This is a genomic window from Rhizobium sp. GW821-FHT14E12, from assembly GCF_058803745.1.
Window position 1 is genome coordinate 259,560 of the sequence record NZ_JBXAPH010000004.1, and the last position, 17,507, is coordinate 277,066.

Below are 17,507 nucleotides of genomic sequence, written 5' to 3' on the forward strand. Positions count from 1 at the left end.
ATTGGAATGCAAATGAGGAAATCGAAGAGCTAAATTATGATATCATTGTGGCACACGCGTGGCTGAATTTCGATGTTGCTTCAGCGCAACAGACGAATTGTTAACCATAACGAGTGGTTAAAGCGCGTATACTTATTTTACTCCAAATATATCTAAAGATTTACACCGGTCATCGTCGTCGCTTGTGTTGCATAAGCACCATTTCATATGGTGTATCGACGCCCTATATGAGCTTCTGTTGGGTAACGGCGAGGAAAAGGCAGCATCTTGAGCCAGGAAAAACTACACACCGCGCTGATAACGGGTGCATCAAAAAGAATAGGCCGAGCAATGGCCGAGGATTTGTCGGCCAACGGCTTTGCGGTGGCGCTGCACGCCAACCGATCGTTCGCCGAGGCGGCCGAGATCGTGGCGGAATTGCGGCAACAGGGCAAAAAGGCAATTGCGATCAAGGCCGACCTGCAAAATTCGACAGAGACCTCGATGCTGATCGAAAGGGTCGTTTCGGAGCTTGGACCGCTGGATTTGCTGGTCAACAACGCCTCTGTTTTCCAAGGCGACTCCGCCGACCGATTCGATGCCGAAGCCTTTGACGCGCATTTTGCCGTGCATGTCCGCGCGCCCTCGATCCTGGCAGCCGATTTCACGCGCCAGCTTCCGGACGGCGTTCCCGGGCTGATCGTCAACATTGTCGACCAGCGCGTCTGGGCGCTCAACCCGCGCTTCTATTCCTATACGCTGTCGAAGGCCGCGCTTTGGACGGCGACCCAGACGATGGCACAGAGCTTTGCGCCACGCATCCGCGTCAACGCCATCGGCCCGGGGCCGACAGTGCGCAGCGTCCGGCAGACGGAAGAGGACTTTCAGGCGCAAATCGACGGTCTCATATTGAAGGCCGCGCCCGGACTTGGGGAATTCGGCCGCACCGTCCGCTTTCTTTTTGACACGCCCTCGATCACGGGCCAAATGATAGCGCTCGACGGCGGCCAGCACCTTGCCTGGGAAACGCCTGATGTTTCGGAGAGCATGGAATGAACGGACGAAAGCTGCCCGACGGCGGCATTCTCTATGACGAATCAGAAGACATCGAAGACGACATCGAGGTAGAGGGCGATGCTGGCGCCTCCCCTGTCGCGCCCGTCGACTGGAACGAAGGCGGCAAGAACGAGACCGGCCTTCGCGGCGCCGAGTTGATCGCTGAATTCGTCAAGCGGCTGCCGAACAATCCCGGCGTCTACCGCATGTTCAACGAAGCCGGCGATGTGCTCTATGTTGGCAAGGCACGCAGTCTGAAGAAGCGTGTCGCAAACTATGCGATGGGCCGGGTGCATTCCAACCGCATCGCCCGCATGGTGCGCGAAACCGCGAACATGGAGTTCGTCACCACCCGCACAGAGACGGAAGCGCTGCTGCTGGAAGCGAATCTGATCAAGCGCTTGCGGCCACGCTTCAATGTGTTGCTGCGGGACGACAAGTCCTTTCCCTATATTCTCATCACCGGCAATCACCGGGCGCCGGCAATCTTCAAGCATCGCGGCGCCCGCGCCCGCAAGGGCGAGTATTTCGGTCCCTTCGCCTCGGCCGGCGCCGTCGGCCGCACCATCAATTCGCTGCAACGTGCCTTCCTGATCCGCACCTGCGCCGACAGCGTCTTCGAAACCCGCACCCGGCCCTGTCTACTCTACCAGATCAAGCGCTGTTCCGGCCCCTGCACGCATGAGATCAGCGATGCAGGGTATGCCGAGCTGGTGCAGGAGGCGAAGGATTTCCTGTCCGGCAAGAGCCAGAACGTCAAGGCGCATATGGCCGAGGCGATGAACGCCGCCGCCGAGGATCTCGATTTCGAGCGCGCCGCCGTCTTTCGTGACCGGCTGGCCTCGCTGTCGCATGTGCAGAGCCATCAGGGCATCAACCCCGCCGGCGTCGAAGAAGCCGATGTCTTCGCCATCCACCACGAGGGCGGTATCTCCTGTATTCAGGTGTTCTTCTTCCGCACCGGCCAGAACTGGGGCAACCGCGCCTATTTCCCGAAGGCCGACCCATCGCTTTCAGGCGCCGAGGTGCTGAACTCCTTCCTGGCGCAGTTCTACGACGACAAGCCGGTGCCGAAGCAGATCCTGCTGTCGGAAACGGTGGAGGAGATCGAGCTGCTGGCGGCCGCGCTCAGCGAAAAGACAGGCCACAAGGTCTCGATCCTGGTGCCGCAGCGCGGCGAGAAGCGCGATCTGGTCGATCATGTCGTTGCCAACGCCCGCGAGGCGCATGGCCGCAAGCTTGCAGAGACGGCCTCGCAATCGCGGCTGCTCGAGGGCTTCAAGGAGACCTTCCAGCTCCCCTACGTGCCGCAGCGCATCGAGATCTACGACAACTCGCACATCATGGGCACGAATGCGGTCGGCGGCATGGTGGTGGCCGGGCCGGAAGGCTTCGTCAAAGGCCAGTACCGCAAGTTCAACATCAAATCGACCGACATCACGCCCGGTGACGACTTCGGCATGATGCGCGAAGTCATGACAAGGCGCTTCTCCCGTCTATTAAAGGAAGAGGGCATACCGGATCGCAGCGGCGCGGCGGAGGCTGCCGTCGTAGATGCAGCCGATCAGCCCTTCCCCGCATGGCCGGACGTCATCCTCATCGACGGTGGTCAGGGGCAGATGACGGCCGTGCGCGCCATTCTCGAAGAGCTGGGAATCACTGACAGCGTCATCGCCATCGGCGTTGCCAAGGGTGTCGACCGCGATGCCGGCCGCGAGCGCTTCTTTGCCGCTTCCCGCGAGAGCTTTACGTTGCCGCCGCGCGATCCCGTGCTCTACTTCATCCAGCGCATGCGCGACGAGGCGCACCGTTTCGCGATCGGGTCGCACCGGGCGCGGCGCAAAAAGGAGATGGTGAAGAACCCGCTGGACGAAATCGGCGGCATCGGCCCCTCGCGCAAGCGGGCGCTGCTGCAACACTTCGGCACGGCCAAGGCCGTGTCGCGCGCCGCGCTCTCCGATCTGATGGCGGTCGAAGGCATATCGGAAGCCGTGGCAACGCAGGTCTACAACCATTTTCACGAGGACGCCGCGAAATAGGAACAGCCCGTCGCAAATTCCACGGAATAGTGACGAAAAAACAGAAACAATGTTGACGGTAAGGTTCTCAAACCATCATCTAGGACATGGTCTCAAAAAGTGCCGAGCGGTTTTTGGGCAAGATCATGCTAAATCAAATGACTGGAACGAGATGGCGTCCTCAAGGACAAGTCCATCTAGGTCCGGTAAAACAACCGAAACGAAACGAATCCCATGGCTTCGCGCGCATACAGCATTCCCAATCTGCTCACCTATGGCCGCATCCTTTGCGTACCGCTGATCGTCCTGTGCTTCTTCGTCGAAGGCAGGCTGGAAGGATCCGATTTCGCTCGATGGGTAGCGCTCTGGATCTTCATCATCGCCTCGCTCACCGATTTCCTCGACGGCTATCTGGCACGCATCTGGAATCAGACCTCGAATATCGGCCGCATGCTCGACCCGATCGCCGACAAGCTGCTGGTCGCCTCGATCCTGCTGCTGGTGGCCGCCGACGGCACCATCGCTGGCTGGTCGCTCTGGGCGGCGATCATCATTCTCTGCCGTGAGATACTCGTCTCGGGCCTGCGCGAATATCTGGCGGCGCTGAAGGTCAGCGTGCCGGTGACGCGCATCGCCAAATGGAAGACGACCGCGCAGCTCGTCGCCATCGCCTTCCTGCTGGCTGGGCCGGCCGGCGACAAGGTGCTACCCTATACGACGGAGCTCGGCATCGTCCTGCTCTGGATCGCGGCGCTCCTGACGATCTATACCGGCTACGATTATTTCCGTGCCGGCCTGAAGCATATCGTGGACGAAGAGTGATGACGAAGCTCGTTTATTTCGCCTGGGTGCGGGAGCGGATCGGCAAGGGAGAGGAAGAGATTTCCCTCCCTTCTGACGTGGTCACCGTCGGCGATCTCCTCAACCATTTGAAGACCTTGGGCGAGGAATACGAAACGGCGCTTCAGTTTCCCGAGGCGATCCGCGTCGCCATCAATATGGAACATGCCGATCACGACGAACCGATCGCCGGCGCCCGCGAAATCGGCATATTTCCGCCGATGACGGGTGGGTGAAATATTATGACTGCCGAGCCGCGCGTCAAAGTCCAGCGTGAGGATTTCGATCTCCAGACCGAGATCGATCGCCTGACAAACGGACGGCATGATATCGGCGCCGTCGTCACCTTTTCCGGCCTCTGCCGCGATGAAGGCGGCAGCCTCGCCGCACTGGAGCTCGAACACTATCCCGGCATGGCGGAAGCGGAGATCACCCGCATCGCGACACTCGCCATCGAGCGATTTAACCTGCGCGGCCTGACCGCCATTCACCGTTACGGCAAGATCGCCCCCGGCGAAAACATCGTCCTCGTCATCGCCGCCGCCTCGCATCGGCAAGCCGCCTTCGACGGCGCCAATTTCGTCATGGATTTCCTGAAAACCTCCGCACCCTTCTGGAAGAAGGAACACGCCAAGGACGACACGGAAGGCGACTGGGTTTCGGCCAAGGATGCCGACGATACCGCGCGAAACAAATGGGCCGGCGACAAATAGGCTTTCAGGGAACCACGCGCTCGCGCCGGCTCAACACCAGCAGCAGGACGAGCAGCGAGAAGATCACGAAATCACGCCACAGGAATGGGCCATAGGCACCCCATAGGGTCTCGAACAGGCCGAGCAGTGCAGCCCCACCCGCCGATTTCAGCGGATCGGAATAGCCGCCGACGGCGGCGATCAAGAGCACCTTCAGCCCGAACATCAGCCCGGCGCCGAAATCCATCGTGCCGTAGTAGGAGGTCGCCAACAGGCCGCAGACGGTTGCGACCAGGGCGGAGGCGACATAGGCCAGAAGAAAGACCCGATTGGCGCTTGTGCCGCAAAGCTCGGCGGCCAGCGCATCATCCGTCACCGCCCGCCAGATGCGGCCCCATCCGGTATATCTGAGCACATAGGCTCCGCCGAGGATTATCAGGACCATCAGCGCCGAATTGATGAGCTGGATCTTGGTGAGCGTGACGCGGAAATCACCGCTGTCCCAGAACACGATCATATCGTTGAGGAAAGGCGGCAGCCAGATGCCGCGCGTATTGGAGGCGAGCCGCGCCGTCTCCATCAGGATGATCATCATGCCGAGAGCTGCGACGATCACCGTATTCGGCGACTTGCGCGATAGCGGCAGCATGATCGCGCGGCCGACGAGAAGGCTTGTTCCCAAGGTATAGAATGCCGCGATGGCGGCGCCGAAAGCAAGAGCCGCTGGCAGGATCAGGATGAGCCTCGTATAGCCGACGTCGGTAAACAGGACCAGCATCTGGCCGGCAAAAGCGAAGAGCGCGCCATAGGTGATATCGGCCCGCTTCATTACCCCAAAAGCGATGGCATAGCCGAAGGCCAGCGCCGCATAGAGCGCGGCGAGCGGAACGGCATTTGCCAATTGCTGTAGGAGATAGGCCATTCATCCTCCGACGATCAGCAAATAGTAACTGGTAAAACTGATTTTACCAGTTATAATTTCGGCATGAGCTTTTCCTGGACTCCGCATCGTTTTTCCGGTGGCGCGCTGGCGCTGGATGTCGCCAACAGCGTCATTCTGCGCCATGACGGCGAGCGGCGAACCGACCGTTTCGAGGCGCCGGGGCAGATGGAGAGTTTTCCGAAGGCGGCGGCGAATTTCTGCGCCGAACGGGTGCTGTTCGGCGACATCTTGCCGGTGCAACCGGAGAACAGACCTGACTTCATCGCGCTTCGCGAGGCGATCGACCGCTATTTTCGCGCCCGTGTTCTCGATCGCGGTGCCAATGCGCAGCTCGCCGATCTGCTGGAGGCGCTGTCGAGGGTGCTGAGACAGGCCGCCTCTCCTGATGGGCTCGACGCCGCGACGGTGCACTCCACCCTGCGGCTGATCGCAATGCCCGATCCCGAGCGCATGAAGATCTGCCGCAATTGCGGCTGGCTGTTCATCGACCGCAGCAAGAACAAAAGCCGGGCCTGGTGCGACATGGCGGTCTGCGGCAACCGCGCCAAGGCGAGCCGGCATTATCGCCGCAAAAGGGAGGAGAGCACGCCATGAAGACCGGGATGATCGTTTTGATGGCGGCAATTGCCGGGCTAACCCTTGTCGGCTGCCAGCGAGAAGCGGAAAGCGGGCCGACCGAACTCAGCGGCCGGCTCTTCGTCTTCAACTATCGCGTCGCGACCGCGAGCTACATGATCACCCTGAAGAAGATCGCACCGATCCCGGAGGGTACGACGGCCATCGCGGAATTCGAAAATCCGGCGGGCGGTGATCCCCTGGTGGTGCGGCAGAAGATCTTTGCGTTCTGGGACAAGATCACACTCGAGAGCCCGGACCTGCGCTGCGTGCGCAAGGACCGTCCCTATTCCGTCTCGATCAAGCTGGTCGATGCCAGTGACAAAACGATCCAGACCATCAAGACCGAGGTGAAATCCGATCTCGACCAGACCGTGCTGCCGACGAAGCCGCTTGTCGTCGGCCCGGTCTACACGGAAAATCCGGAGGTCTTCAAAGCCGATGGCAGCGTCGACTACGGGCACGATAGCGCCTGCCCGGCATAAAAAAGCCGGGGCGCAAGGCCCCGGCTTTTTCTCAATCAATTCAGTCTTTTCAGCGCTTCGTCTGAAAAGTTGATTCAGCCAACGATTTCGGTTTCGGCGAACCAGTAGGCGATTTCGACGGCAGCGGTTTCCGGAGCGTCGGAGCCGTGAACGGAATTTTCGCCGATCGACAAGGCGTGGATCTTGCGGATCGTGCCTTCAGCAGCGTTGGCCGGGTTGGTTGCGCCCATGATTTCGCGGTTCTTCAGGATGGCGCCTTCGCCTTCCAGGACCTGAACGATGGTCGGACCAGAGGTCATGCCTTCAACGAGCTCGCCGAAGAAAGGACGTTCCTTGTGAACGGCGTAGAAGCCTTCGGCTTCGCGCGTGCTCATCCAGACGCGCTTGGAAGCGATGACGCGCAGGCCATTGTCTTCAAAAATCTTGGTGATGGCGCCGGTCAGGTTACGCTTGGTTGCGTCCGGCTTGATCATCGAAAAAGTGCGTTCAATCGCCATGGGTCAATTCCTTGTATTCAGAGAAAAGTGGGCGGTCTTTACCCGCCCCACAGCCTGAAAACAAGGGGCATGCACCAATTTCACGCCGCTGTCACAGTCCGGACAGGCGATTCGCGGCGCGGCCGACTGAGGAACAGCAATCCCATCGTCAAATTTCATTGATGCCATCAGCCCCATTTGCTCAATTTTATTCTAGGCTTGCAGCAAAGCCCCCAGAGGAGAACCAATATGCACAGACACTTCGGAATGTTCGCCCACTACAATCGCTGGGCCAACACCCTGCTATACGATGCTGCCGCTCAGCTCAGCGATGCGGAATTTCACGAAAACCGCGGCGCCTTCTTCGGCTCCTTGCGCAACACGCTCAACCATCTGCTGGTAGCCGACCGGATGTGGATGCACCGTTTCACCGGCACAGGCGAGGCCGCAGCGATACTGAGCGCCATTCCACATGACGCTCTCGCCGATCTCCGTGCCGCACGCGAGGCCGAGGATCAGCGCATCATCAATTGGGTCGAGACACTCGACGATGCCCAGCTTGCAGCAGACATCACCTATTCGCCGGTCACCCGGCCAGGCGCCATTACCCATCCATTGAGAGCCGCGGTCGCACAGTTCTTCAACCACCAGACCCATCACCGCGGCCAATGTCACATGACGCTGACAGCCTTGGGCAAACCGTCACTGGAACTCGACCTGATCTACTTCCTGCGCGGTGAAGGAAGACACTGGATGTAAAGTCAAAGGCGAGCCATTGGTCCGCGATTGCAGTCGTGCATTGTCGTGTCGTCTAATTTTGATGCAAGATCACACCGATAAGCCGTTTCGTTCATGCTGCCTTAACCTGCGAGCCTGCAAATTGAGGAGATATATCAGCTGGGCGGTAAATTAGAGAGAAGGCATGAAAAGTTCGAAGGCAAGTGTTTCGGCATATTCCATCGACGATGACAATGGCGAGGCGGAGACCGAGCTTGAAGCGATCGGCCGTCATATGGCCAAGCTAAAGGTCAGGAACCTGCCGCGCAACTACCAGCTCTTCCATGAGGCGCTTTATGGCCATGATCGCGGGATCGCCACCGAAATCGCGTCCCTAGGCCCCACCCCGTCGCAAACCAAACTCGACGATATCGGCTTGAAACATCACCTCGTCAGCCATTGCGGCCTGGTCGCCCGAAAGTCGGAAACCGACGCGGCCGAGATGCTGCGCGATGTGGCCAATCAGCTGGCCGAAGGGCTGAGGAAGAAACAGCGTTTCACCCGCGAGGTCGACGCGGCGGCGCATGCCGCCGACGCCATGGACTGTCTTAACGCCTCGCTCAGCAATCTGTTGCTTTACGAGACCGAGCTGACCGAGCGGCTGCGGGACTGTGCCAACCTGCCCGTAGAAGCACGCAACACGCAAGCCTAAGGGTTACCTGCTCTTGCCTTCGGCGCGGAGTTCGGCCAAAACCGCGCCATGATTTCGATTTCCGACCTTTCCGCCCGCATTGCCGGCCGTCTCCTCATCGACCATGCCAACGTGACGCTTCCGGCGGGCACGAAAGCCGGGCTTGTCGGCAAGAACGGCGCCGGCAAATCCACACTGTTCCGCGTGATCACCGGCGATTTCGCCGCCGAAAGCGGTTCGGTCGCGATCCCGCGCAACGCCCGCATCGGCCAGGTGGCGCAGGAAGCGCCGGGCACGGAAGAGCCGCTGATCGAGATCGTGCTGAAGGCCGACAAGGAGCGCACCGCCCTGCTGGCGGAGGCCGAGACGGCAACCGATCCGCATCGCATCGCCGACATCCAGACGCGGCTTGCCGATATCGGCGCCCATTCCGCCGAAGCCCGAGCCGCCAGCATTCTGGCCGGCCTCGGTTTCGACCATGAGGCGCAGCACCGCCCGGCCTCTTCCTTTTCCGGCGGCTGGCGCATGCGCGTTGCGCTTGCGGCCGTGCTGTTTGCCGAGCCGGACTTGCTGCTGCTCGACGAACCGACCAACTATCTCGACCTCGAAGGCACGCTCTGGCTGGAAGACTATATCCGCCGCTATCCGTACACGGTCATCATCATCTCGCATGACCGCGACCTGCTGAACACGGCCGTCAACGCCATCGTCCATCTCGACCAGAAGAAGCTCACCTTCTATCGCGGCTCCTACGACCAGTTCGAGCGGCAGAAGGCGGAGGCCGACGAACTGCAGACGAAGGCGAAGGTGAAGAACGACGCGGCGCGCAAGCACCTGCAGAGCTTCATCGACCGCTTCAAGGCCAAGGCAACGAAGGCGCGACAGGCGCAGTCGCGCGTCAAGGCGCTGGAGCGCATGGGCACGGTCGCCGCCGTTATCGAAGATCATGTGATGGGCTTCAGCTTTCCCGAGCCGGAAAAGCAGGCGGCCTCGCCGATCATCGCCGTCACCGGCGGTGCTGTCGGCTACGAGCCCGGCAAGCCGATCCTGAAGCGCCTCAACCTGCGTATCGACGCCGATGACCGCATCGCGCTGCTCGGCTCGAACGGCAACGGCAAATCCACCTTCGCGAAGTTCGTCTCCGGCCGTCTCGACGCCGATAGCGGCGACGTGAAGCTCGCGCCAAACCTGAAGATCGGCTTCTTCGCACAACATCAGCTCGACGACCTCGTGCCGAACCAGACCGCCGTCGAGCATGTGCGCCGCCGCATGCCCGACGCGCCGGAGGCGAAGGTGCGCGCCCGCGTCGCGCAGATGGGGCTTGCGACCGAGAAGATGGACACGCCGGTGAAAGATCTTTCCGGCGGTGAAAAGGCGCGGCTACTGATGGGCCTTGCCGCCTTCGATGCACCGAACCTGCTGATCCTCGACGAACCGACCAACCATCTCGACATCGACAGCCGCAACGCGCTGATCCAGGCGCTGAACGATTACTCCGGCGCCGTCATCCTGATCTCGCACGACCGCCACCTGATCGAGGCGACCGTCGATCAGCTTTGGCTGGTGCGCGACGGCACGGTTTCCACCTTCGACGGTGACCTTGAGGAGTATCGCAGCCTCGTCATAGCCAGCCCCAAGGCGAGAGACGACAAGGCCAAGGTGAACGGCGCCGATGATGCCGTCTCCAAGGCGGATCAGCGCAAGCTCAATGCCGACCGCCGCGCCTCGCTCGCGCCGCTCCGGAAAAAGATCAACGAAATCGAATCCTTGACGGCTAAGCTGGAGAAACTGATTCAGGCGCTTGATGTGGAACTTGCGGATCCCGCGCTCTACGAGAAGGCGCCCGCCAAGGCCGCCGAAAAGGCCAAGCAGCGCTCCGACGCGGCGGAGAAGCTTGCCGCCGCCGAGGAGCAGTGGCTGGAGCTTTCCTCGGAATATGAAAGCGCGATGGCCGGCTGAAACGGTTGCTTCCGGAGGCGGCCGCACACCGATCCTAACCGATCATTAACCATAGTCGGAGAAAATACGCCCAACATTCAATCACATATGTTGAGCGCTTCCGATGACCTACCGTCTCCTATTGGCCGGCCTTGCCGTGTCCCTGTCCCTTGCCGGTTGCGCCACGAAGCCGGGGGGCGAGGCATCGCTGAAGACGAGCTTTGCCGCTGAGGAGCCGCAACGCAAGGCGTTGAAGGCCAACGACCCCATCGACATGGAGCCGACAAAATGGGCGAGCACCGATGTTGAGACGCGCGAAACAAACGACGAAGCCCGCTCCCACACACTCGCCGGACGCACGCTGGAAGTTTCCTCCCTGCAAGACCTGAAGCTTGCCGACAAGGAAGTCATCCTGAGCTTCGACGACGGCCCAGCCCCCGGCAAGACGGAGCGTATTCTCGCGACGCTCGACAGGTTCGGCGTCAAGGCGACGTTCATGATGGTCGGCGAGATGGCGCAGGCGCATCCGGAGACGGCACTCAAGGTCGTTGCCGCAGGCGAGACTATCGGCAGCCACACGTTCCACCATGCCGATCTCGACAAGATGAGCTTCGACATGGCGATGGCCGAGATCATGCGCGGCAAGAACGCTGTCGCCAAGGTCGTCGGCACGGATGTCCCCTTCTTCCGCTTCCCTTACCTTGCCGATTCCAGACGCCTGCGCGCAGCCGTCACCATGCGTGATCTCGTGATCATGGATGTGGATGTCGACAGCAAGGACTATTTCACCCTGTCGCCCGCCGCAGTCGCGGCGCGCACCATGAACGAGTTGCGCAAGCGCGGCCGTGGCATCGTCCTGATGCACGACATCCACCAGCGCACCGCCACCATGCTGCCGGCTCTTCTGACCCGCATGGAAAAAGAGGGCTACAAGGTCGTGACGCTGAAGTACAAAGCCGCCCCCAAGCCGACTTCGGATCTGGTCGCCCAGGCCGATATCAAGATGGTGCGCTGAGGCGGATAGACAGCAGAAATCTGTATGACGGGATGCACTTGGGGAAGCACGGTTGCTTCTCCGGGTGCATTTTGATTTGTTTATATGCGATTCACATCATCAATAGCGTATCAGGTATCTTATGCATCTCCATCTCGAGCACGACGACGACCCCCTCACCCTGCAATTCGTCGCCGAGAGGAATGTGCAGTCGGAACGGGCTCTCGTGACGCCGGAATTCGAGGCCGACAGCGCCGCGATCAAGGCGATGATCGAGCGCGAGGACCGGCTGATCCAGCCGGTTCGCCGTGGCAAGTGGCTATTCGATTTCCACCGCAGCGCGGATCATCCCCTTGGCGTGTGGCGCCGACTTCCGGCCGACCTGGACCCGGTGCCGAGCGCTCCCTGGGAGCCGATCTTCGATCTCGACGCCTTCTGCGGGTCGGAGAACAAGCTCTGGATCTGGCGCGGCGCAATCACCTGCCCGTGGGAACCGACACGAGTGCTGATCTGCCTCTCCGACGGCGGCTCCGATCTCGGGCGGTTGCTGGAATTCGATTGCGAGGCGAAGAGCATCGTCGAAGGCGGCTTCGATACGCCGCCGGCGCGTTGCCATGCAACCTGGCTTAGCCGCGATGAGATCGCCTATTTCGGCTCGATCGACCGCCTCTCCGCAACGCGCTCCGGCTGGCCCCGCGTTGGTCGCCGCCTGAAGCGCGGCCAGGCGCCAGCAAACGCGCCGCTGCTCTACGCCACGGCCGATACGGATGTCTACGGATCCTGCGTGGTCATCGACCCGGTGCTCTCCGGCATTGCGAAGAAGGGGACCGCCAAGCCGATCCGCCTGTTCATCACCGGCCACGAGATCGGCAGTTGCAGCGTCTTCGTCAAGGATCCGGATTTTTCCCTGCGGCGGATCGATCTGCCGAGGGACATCGACGTCCAGTTCAATTATTCCTATTGCCTCTGGCTCGCCAAGACCGATGAGCGTATCCCCGCCGGCGCTTTGGCGCTGCAGCCCTTGCCGCGGCAGGCCAGCGATATCAGCGCCGAGGCGACGCGCATCCTGTTTTCGCCCAGCGAGCGGCAATCCGTATCGCAGTTCCTTCTGATGCGCGAATGGTGCGTCTTCGTCGTCTCCGACAATCTGCAGCCCCGCCTTTTCGTCCTGGACCTGACCAGGCCGGATGCGGAGATCCAGGGGATCCCGCTGCCCGGCGATGTCGAGACGATTGCACTTCAGCCGCTTTATTCCGAACTGCATCTCGGCGACGACACGCTACAGGTCTATGGCGAAGGCTTTCTGCAGCCACCAACCTGCTATCGCCTCGAACTTTCCAACCGCAAGAAGCCGCTCGAACTCGTTCGGGGTGCCAGCTCGCCCGCCTATTTCGACGGCGACGGCATGACCTCCGAATTGCTCGAGGCCACATCCGAGGACGGCACGAAGGTGCCGTATCGGTTGGTCTTGCCGAAGACGTGGACGGAAGGCGAACTGCCGGTGCTGATGTACGGCTATGGCGGCTTCGACGTCTCGCTCAGCCCGAATTATTCCGGAGTCATCGGCCGCTGGCTGGAACAGGGCGGTGCCTATGTGCAGGCCTATATTCGTGGCGGCGGCGAGCTCGGGCCGAACTGGCATCGCTCCGCCAAGAGCCATGGCCGCCACAGGGCGTTTGCCGACTTTGCCGCCATCGCCCGCGATCTCGTCACCCGCGGCTACACCAAGCCGTCGCATATCGCCGCCAATGGCGGCAGCAATGGCGGGCTTTTGACCGGCGCGATGCTGACCCGCTATCCTAGGGATTTCGGCGCGATCTGGTGCCAGGTGCCGGTGCTGGACATGATCCGCTTTCACACCTTCCCCGCAGGCCAAGCCTGGGTCGACGAATATGGCAATCCCGACGACCAGGCCGATCGCGATTATCTGCTCTCCTATTCGCCGCTCCATAATCTTAAACCCGCCTCGGACGTCACCTATCCGCCGATCTATGTCGAAAGCTCCAGCAATGACGACCGGGTCCATCCTTCGCATGCGCGGCGATTCGCGGCACGGATGGAGGAGCTTGGCCACCATCCGCTGTTCCACGAATTCGGTTCCGGCGGCCATGGCGGCGATGGCGCGTCGAGCGACCTCGCGGCGCGTATCGCGCTCGGATACAGCTTCCTCCGCGAGACGATCGTGAAGCCGGACGGCGCCTGAATTCGGCCTTCCTGATATCCTTGGAAAATCAGCGGTTGCAGATCGTTCGGTGCGCTTGAAACGCATCGAACGACATGATTAGTTGCAGCGTGATCACGAAGAGCGGGCCAACCCGCCCGCTCATATCCTGGGGGGAGTACATAGATGGATCGTCGTTCATTTCTGAGGAAAGCCGGCGTTGCCGGTGCGGGCTCGGTTGCTGCCGCGGCCCTTGCGGCTCCGGCCGTTGCTCAGAGCAATCCGAAAATCAACTGGCGCCTGGCGTCATCATTCCCGAAGTCGCTTGACACGATCTATGGCGGCGCGGAAGTGCTGTCGAAATATGTATCGGAAGCGACGGACGGCAATTTCACGATCCAGGTCTTCGCGGCCGGTGAAATCGTGCCCGGCCTGCAGGCGGCCGACGCAGCGTCCGCAGCCACGGTCGAGGCATGCCACACCGTCTCCTATTATTATTGGGGCAAGGATCCGGTCTGGGCGCTGGGAGCGGCCGTTCCCTTCGCGCTCAATGCCCGTGGGATGAACGCCTGGCAGTATCACGGCGGCGGCATCGATCTCTTCAACGAATTCCTGGCAACGCAAGGGCTGATCGGCTTTCCCGGTGGGAATACCGGCGTGCAGATGGGCGGCTGGTTCCGCAAGGAAATCAACACGGTCGCCGATCTCAAGGGCCTGAAGATGCGAATTGGCGGCTTTGCCGGCAAGGTGGTGGAGCGCCTTGGCGTCGTGCCGCAGCAGATCGCCGGCGGCGACATCTATCCCGCCCTGGAAAAGGGCACCATCGACGCGGCCGAATGGGTCGGCCCCTATGACGACGAAAAACTCGGCTTCTACAAAGTCGCCCCCTACTACTACTATCCCGGCTGGTGGGAAGGCGGCCCGACGGTGCATTTCATGTTCAACAAAGCAGCCTATGAGGGCTTGCCCAAGGCCTATCAGTCGCTGCTTCGCACCGCGGCCCAGGCGACCGACGCCAACATGCTGCAGAAATACGACTATCTGAACCCGGCCGCCATCAAGCGTGTCGTCGCCGAAGGCGCCAAGCTGCGGCCGTTCAGCACGGAAATCCTGAACGCCTGCTTCGAAAAGTCGAACGAGGTCTATGCCGAAATGGAAGCCTCGAACCCGACCTTCAAGAAGATCTGGGAATCGATCAAGGGTTTCCGTGGCCAGCACTACCTCTACGCCCAGGTCGCGGAATACAGCTACGACGTCTACATGATGACGCAGCAGCGCGCCGGCAAGATCTGATCCTCGCCCGCCGTCAAATGAAACCCCCGGAGTATTGCTCCGGGGTTTTTCTTTTTGAACGCATGAAGAGCAGCAAGCCCTGCCCTCATTTAAACGATGGCGGCTGGCTGAGATCGTTGTTGGTCGGCGGATTGGCCTGTCCGCCGTTCTGATCGGCCGGCTTGTCCTGCAGCGAATTGCCGCCTGGAAGCTGCAGGCCCGGCAGGCCGAGACCGCCGCCATTATCCTGGCCAGGAGTGCCAAAGCCTGGCACGTCGATCTTGATCGTGTTGGGATCGATGCCCGTACCCGCGCCCTTGTAATGCATGACCATCTGCGGGAACATGATCGTCAGAGCTACCATCAGGATCTGGATGCCGACGAAGGGCACGGCACCCCAATAGATCTGCCCGGTCGTCACCGGCGCGGTGTTCTTGCCCGTCACCTTGTCGAGATAGGGCACCTTTGCCGCGACCGAGCGCAGATAGAACAGCGCGAAGCCGAAGGGCGGATGCATGAAGCTCGTCTGCATATTAACGCCGAGCAGCACGCCGAACCAGATAAGGTCGATGCCGAGCTTTTCGGCAGCGGGCGCCAGCAGCGGCACGATGATAAAGGCCAGCTCGAAGAAATCGAGGAAGAAGGCCAGCACGAAGACCAGCAGGTTGACGGCGATCAGGAAGCCGACCTCGCCGCCCGGCAGCGACACCAGCAGATGTTCCACCCAGACATGGCCGTTGACGCCGTAGAAAGTCAGCGAGAACACGCGCGAGCCGATCAGGATGAACAGCACGAAGGACGAAAGGCGTGTGGTCGAGGCGAGCGCCGAACGGACGACGTCCATGCTCAAGCGCCCCTTGGCCAACGCCATGATCAGCGCGCCCACCGCACCCATAGCGCCGCCTTCGGTCGGCGTCGCAATGCCGAGGAAGATGGTACCGAGCACGAGGAAGATCAGCGCCAGTGGCGGGATCAGCACGATGATCACCTGTTGCGCCAGCCGCGACATCAGGTTGAACTTCATCGTCTTGTCGATGACGGCGATGGCGTAGATGAATGCGACGCCAACGGTTGCGCCGAGAATGTCGGCATTTTCCCCGTAGATCGGCGTCAGATAGACATGGGCGGCATAGGCGACGCCGGCACAGACCAGCAACGCGACGAAGAGCGAGGTCACGCCCGAACCGAGCGAACGCGCCTCCTTCGGCAGCGCCGGCATGGAGTTGGGCCGGACGATCGACATGATCAACACGTAGAGCATGTAGAGGCCGGTCAGTATCAGGCCGGGGATCAGGGCGCCGGCATACATGTCGCCAACCGAACGGCCGAGCTGGTCGGCCAGCACGATCAGCACCAGCGATGGCGGAATGATCTGCGCGAGCGTACCCGAGGCGGCGATGACGCCGGATGCAACCCGCCGGTCATAGCCATAGCGGAGCATGATCGGCAGCGAGATCAGGCCCATGGCTATGACCGAGGCGGCAACGACGCCGGTGGTGGCGGCCAGCAGCGCGCCGACGAAGATCACCGCATAGGCAAGGCCGCCGCGGATCGGGCCGAAGAGCTGGCCGACCGTGTCGAGCAGATCCTCGGCCATGCCCGAACGCTCCAGCACGATGCCCATGAAGGTAAAGAACGGGATCGCCAGCAGCGTGTCGTTCGACATCACGCCCCAGAAGCGATCCGGCAGCGCGTTGAGCAGCGGCCAGGAGAGGTTGATCGAGCCGCCGGAATAAGGCGCCAGCTCGACGCCAATCCAGAAGAACAGCAGGCCGTTGGCGGCGAGCGCGAAGGCGACGGGATAGCCGATCAGCAGGAAGATGATCAGCGAAGCGAACATGATCGGAGCCATGTTCACGGCAATGAATTCCAACATCAGCGCACCTCCCCTGCATGCGTCTCGATATCGAGAGGTGCATGGGTCGGCACATAGGGTGTCGGATCATCCATATCGCCGCGCATGATGGCGATCTTCTTGATAATCTCGGAGACACCCTGCAGCGCCAGCAGAAAAAAGCCCGCCAGCAGCAAGGCCTTGCCCGGCCAGATGATCAGGCCGCCGGCGCTGGAGGAAACTTCACCGGACATGAAGGACATCCGCACATAGGGGATGAGGTCATAGATCATCAACAGCACGAAGGGCATCAGAAACAGGCAATGGCCGAGGAGGTCGATCCAGTGCTGCACGCGCCGCGACAGGGAACCGTAGAGGATATCGATGCGGATATGTTCATTCTGCCGCAGCGTATAGGCGGCGGCGAGCATGAAGGCGGCGCCGAACAGATACCATTGCGCTTCCAGCCAGGCATTCGACGAGACGTTGAACAGCTTGCGGACGATGGCGTTTCCAGCGCTGACCAAAACGGCAACCAGGATGAGCCAGGAGACCGATTTGCCGATGATCTCCGTGACATGATCTATGAGCCGGCTGAAGCCGAGCAATGCTTTCATGATTTTTTCCCCCCGCGGCAGTTTCTTCCCAGGATCCTTTCGCCGCGCACAGGCAGAGTGCCGATTTCACGCTGTCAATCAAGAGCCTAAGCTGGTTTTCCAAGTGTGATGGTGGCAGGGTGAGCGTGGCCTTGCGGGAGCAGCGCCGCATTTGCGCTTTGCCACCCTTGCCCACCTCT

17 protein-coding genes are annotated in these 17,507 nt (G+C 61.0%); 13 read left to right on the plus strand and 4 right to left on the minus strand.

Annotated elements, in window-relative coordinates; translation table 11 throughout:
* The first annotated feature begins 267 nt into the window (after nucleotides 1-267).
* The 5 genes from AC1RO0_RS18095 to AC1RO0_RS18115 all read left to right on the plus strand — a co-directional run bounded on the left by AC1RO0_RS18095 (nucleotide 268) and on the right by AC1RO0_RS18115 (nucleotide 4,606).
* Nucleotides 268-1,035 carry an SDR family oxidoreductase gene (locus tag AC1RO0_RS18095; protein WP_498594217.1) on the plus strand — a complete coding sequence of 256 codons (768 nt, stop codon included), beginning with the start codon at nucleotides 268-270 and terminating at the stop codon, nucleotides 1,033-1,035.
* Nucleotides 1,032-3,074 carry an excinuclease ABC subunit UvrC gene (gene uvrC, locus AC1RO0_RS18100; RefSeq protein ID WP_498594218.1) on the plus strand — a complete coding sequence of 681 codons (2,043 nt, stop codon included), beginning with the start codon at nucleotides 1,032-1,034 and terminating at the stop codon, nucleotides 3,072-3,074. The genes AC1RO0_RS18095 and uvrC overlap by 4 nt, the downstream gene beginning before the upstream one ends.
* 213 nt (nucleotides 3,075-3,287) lie before the next feature.
* Nucleotides 3,288-3,875 (plus strand): CDP-diacylglycerol--glycerol-3-phosphate 3-phosphatidyltransferase, encoded by a 588-nt coding sequence (pgsA, locus tag AC1RO0_RS18105; protein ID WP_007702600.1) that lies wholly within the window; start codon nucleotides 3,288-3,290, stop codon nucleotides 3,873-3,875.
* Entirely contained in the window at nucleotides 3,875-4,129 is a 255-nt protein-coding gene (moaD, locus tag AC1RO0_RS18110; protein ID WP_498594219.1) for a molybdopterin converting factor subunit 1, read from the plus strand. Before pgsA ends, moaD begins: the two co-directional genes overlap by 1 nt.
* Nucleotides 4,130-4,135: 6 nt before the next feature.
* Nucleotides 4,136-4,606 (plus strand): molybdenum cofactor biosynthesis protein MoaE, encoded by a 471-nt coding sequence (locus AC1RO0_RS18115; RefSeq protein WP_498594220.1) that lies wholly within the window; start codon nucleotides 4,136-4,138, stop codon nucleotides 4,604-4,606.
* A 4-nt stretch (nucleotides 4,607-4,610) separates the two neighbouring features.
* On the opposite strand, the gene AC1RO0_RS18120 is transcribed toward AC1RO0_RS18115, so the two are convergent.
* The gene (locus AC1RO0_RS18120) at nucleotides 4,611-5,507 is read right to left on the minus strand and encodes a branched-chain amino acid ABC transporter permease (protein ID WP_498594221.1); all 897 of its coding nucleotides are present in this window, start codon (nucleotides 5,505-5,507) and stop codon (nucleotides 4,611-4,613) included.
* A gap of 63 nt (nucleotides 5,508-5,570) precedes the next feature.
* Between AC1RO0_RS18120 and AC1RO0_RS18125 the strand changes: the two genes are divergently transcribed.
* Nucleotides 5,571-6,122 (plus strand): CGNR zinc finger domain-containing protein, encoded by a 552-nt coding sequence (locus AC1RO0_RS18125; protein WP_498594222.1) that lies wholly within the window; start codon nucleotides 5,571-5,573, stop codon nucleotides 6,120-6,122.
* Entirely contained in the window at nucleotides 6,119-6,628 is a 510-nt protein-coding gene (locus AC1RO0_RS18130) for a hypothetical protein (protein WP_498594223.1), read from the plus strand. Before AC1RO0_RS18125 ends, AC1RO0_RS18130 begins: the two co-directional genes overlap by 4 nt.
* Before the next feature lie 74 nt (nucleotides 6,629-6,702).
* Here the strand turns inward: AC1RO0_RS18130 and ndk are convergent, their stop codons facing one another.
* Nucleotides 6,703-7,125: a nucleoside-diphosphate kinase gene (gene ndk, locus AC1RO0_RS18135; RefSeq protein WP_498594224.1), complete on the minus strand. Its 423-nt coding sequence runs from the start codon at nucleotides 7,123-7,125 to the stop codon at nucleotides 6,703-6,705.
* Between the two features lie 228 nt (nucleotides 7,126-7,353).
* Here ndk and AC1RO0_RS18140 point away from each other — a divergent pair, with 228 nt between their 5' ends.
* The 6 genes from AC1RO0_RS18140 (at nucleotide 7,354) to AC1RO0_RS18165 (ending at nucleotide 14,898) form a co-directional block, all read left to right on the plus strand.
* Nucleotides 7,354-7,863: a DinB family protein gene (locus AC1RO0_RS18140; protein WP_498594225.1), complete on the plus strand. Its 510-nt coding sequence runs from the start codon at nucleotides 7,354-7,356 to the stop codon at nucleotides 7,861-7,863.
* A 163-nt stretch (nucleotides 7,864-8,026) separates the two neighbouring features.
* Nucleotides 8,027-8,533 (plus strand): hypothetical protein, encoded by a 507-nt coding sequence (locus AC1RO0_RS18145; protein ID WP_498594226.1) that lies wholly within the window; start codon nucleotides 8,027-8,029, stop codon nucleotides 8,531-8,533.
* A 48-nt stretch (nucleotides 8,534-8,581) separates the two neighbouring features.
* A complete protein-coding gene (locus tag AC1RO0_RS18150; protein WP_498594227.1) occupies nucleotides 8,582-10,471 on the plus strand; it encodes an ABC-F family ATP-binding cassette domain-containing protein in 1,890 nt (629 codons plus the stop codon).
* 103 nt (nucleotides 10,472-10,574) lie between these two features.
* On the plus strand, nucleotides 10,575-11,465 hold the full coding sequence (locus AC1RO0_RS18155; protein WP_498594228.1) for a polysaccharide deacetylase family protein: 891 nt from the start codon (nucleotides 10,575-10,577) through the stop codon (nucleotides 11,463-11,465).
* 121 nt (nucleotides 11,466-11,586) lie between these two features.
* Nucleotides 11,587-13,647 carry a prolyl oligopeptidase family serine peptidase gene (locus AC1RO0_RS18160; RefSeq protein ID WP_498594229.1) on the plus strand — a complete coding sequence of 687 codons (2,061 nt, stop codon included), beginning with the start codon at nucleotides 11,587-11,589 and terminating at the stop codon, nucleotides 13,645-13,647.
* Nucleotides 13,648-13,791: 144 nt separating this feature from the next.
* Nucleotides 13,792-14,898 carry a TRAP transporter substrate-binding protein gene (locus tag AC1RO0_RS18165; RefSeq protein WP_498594230.1) on the plus strand — a complete coding sequence of 369 codons (1,107 nt, stop codon included), beginning with the start codon at nucleotides 13,792-13,794 and terminating at the stop codon, nucleotides 14,896-14,898.
* An 85-nt stretch (nucleotides 14,899-14,983) separates the two neighbouring features.
* On the opposite strand, the gene AC1RO0_RS18170 is transcribed toward AC1RO0_RS18165, so the two are convergent.
* Both AC1RO0_RS18170 and AC1RO0_RS18175 read right to left on the minus strand, forming a co-directional pair.
* Nucleotides 14,984-16,753 carry a TRAP transporter large permease gene (locus AC1RO0_RS18170; protein WP_498594231.1) on the minus strand — a complete coding sequence of 590 codons (1,770 nt, stop codon included), beginning with the start codon at nucleotides 16,751-16,753 and terminating at the stop codon, nucleotides 14,984-14,986.
* Complete coding sequence (locus tag AC1RO0_RS18175; RefSeq protein WP_498594232.1) at nucleotides 16,753-17,328, minus strand: TRAP transporter small permease subunit; 576 nt, start codon at nucleotides 17,326-17,328, stop codon at nucleotides 16,753-16,755. Before AC1RO0_RS18175 ends, AC1RO0_RS18170 begins: the two co-directional genes overlap by 1 nt.
* Nucleotides 17,329-17,507: the final 179 nt, after the last annotated feature.

Coding starts and splice junctions, on each gene's coding strand:
- AC1RO0_RS18115 (WP_498594220.1), top strand. CDS start 4,136: ATGACTGCCGAGCCGCGCGTCAAAGTCCAGCGTGAGGATTTCGATCTC.
- AC1RO0_RS18125 (WP_498594222.1), top strand. CDS start 5,571: ATGAGCTTTTCCTGGACTCCGCATCGTTTTTCCGGTGGCGCGCTGGCG.
- AC1RO0_RS18165 (WP_498594230.1), top strand. CDS start 13,792: ATGGATCGTCGTTCATTTCTGAGGAAAGCCGGCGTTGCCGGTGCGGGC.
- uvrC (WP_498594218.1), top strand. CDS start 1,032: ATGAACGGACGAAAGCTGCCCGACGGCGGCATTCTCTATGACGAATCA.
- moaD (WP_498594219.1), top strand. CDS start 3,875: ATGACGAAGCTCGTTTATTTCGCCTGGGTGCGGGAGCGGATCGGCAAG.
- ndk (WP_498594224.1), bottom strand. CDS start 7,125: ATGGCGATTGAACGCACTTTTTCGATGATCAAGCCGGACGCAACCAAG.
- AC1RO0_RS18120 (WP_498594221.1), bottom strand. CDS start 5,507: ATGGCCTATCTCCTACAGCAATTGGCAAATGCCGTTCCGCTCGCCGCG.
- AC1RO0_RS18145 (WP_498594226.1), top strand. CDS start 8,027: ATGAAAAGTTCGAAGGCAAGTGTTTCGGCATATTCCATCGACGATGAC.
- AC1RO0_RS18155 (WP_498594228.1), top strand. CDS start 10,575: ATGACCTACCGTCTCCTATTGGCCGGCCTTGCCGTGTCCCTGTCCCTT.
- AC1RO0_RS18140 (WP_498594225.1), top strand. CDS start 7,354: ATGCACAGACACTTCGGAATGTTCGCCCACTACAATCGCTGGGCCAAC.
- AC1RO0_RS18175 (WP_498594232.1), bottom strand. CDS start 17,328: ATGAAAGCATTGCTCGGCTTCAGCCGGCTCATAGATCATGTCACGGAG.
- AC1RO0_RS18160 (WP_498594229.1), top strand. CDS start 11,587: ATGCATCTCCATCTCGAGCACGACGACGACCCCCTCACCCTGCAATTC.
- AC1RO0_RS18130 (WP_498594223.1), top strand. CDS start 6,119: ATGAAGACCGGGATGATCGTTTTGATGGCGGCAATTGCCGGGCTAACC.
- pgsA (WP_007702600.1), top strand. CDS start 3,288: ATGGCTTCGCGCGCATACAGCATTCCCAATCTGCTCACCTATGGCCGC.
- AC1RO0_RS18150 (WP_498594227.1), top strand. CDS start 8,582: ATGATTTCGATTTCCGACCTTTCCGCCCGCATTGCCGGCCGTCTCCTC.
- AC1RO0_RS18170 (WP_498594231.1), bottom strand. CDS start 16,753: ATGTTGGAATTCATTGCCGTGAACATGGCTCCGATCATGTTCGCTTCG.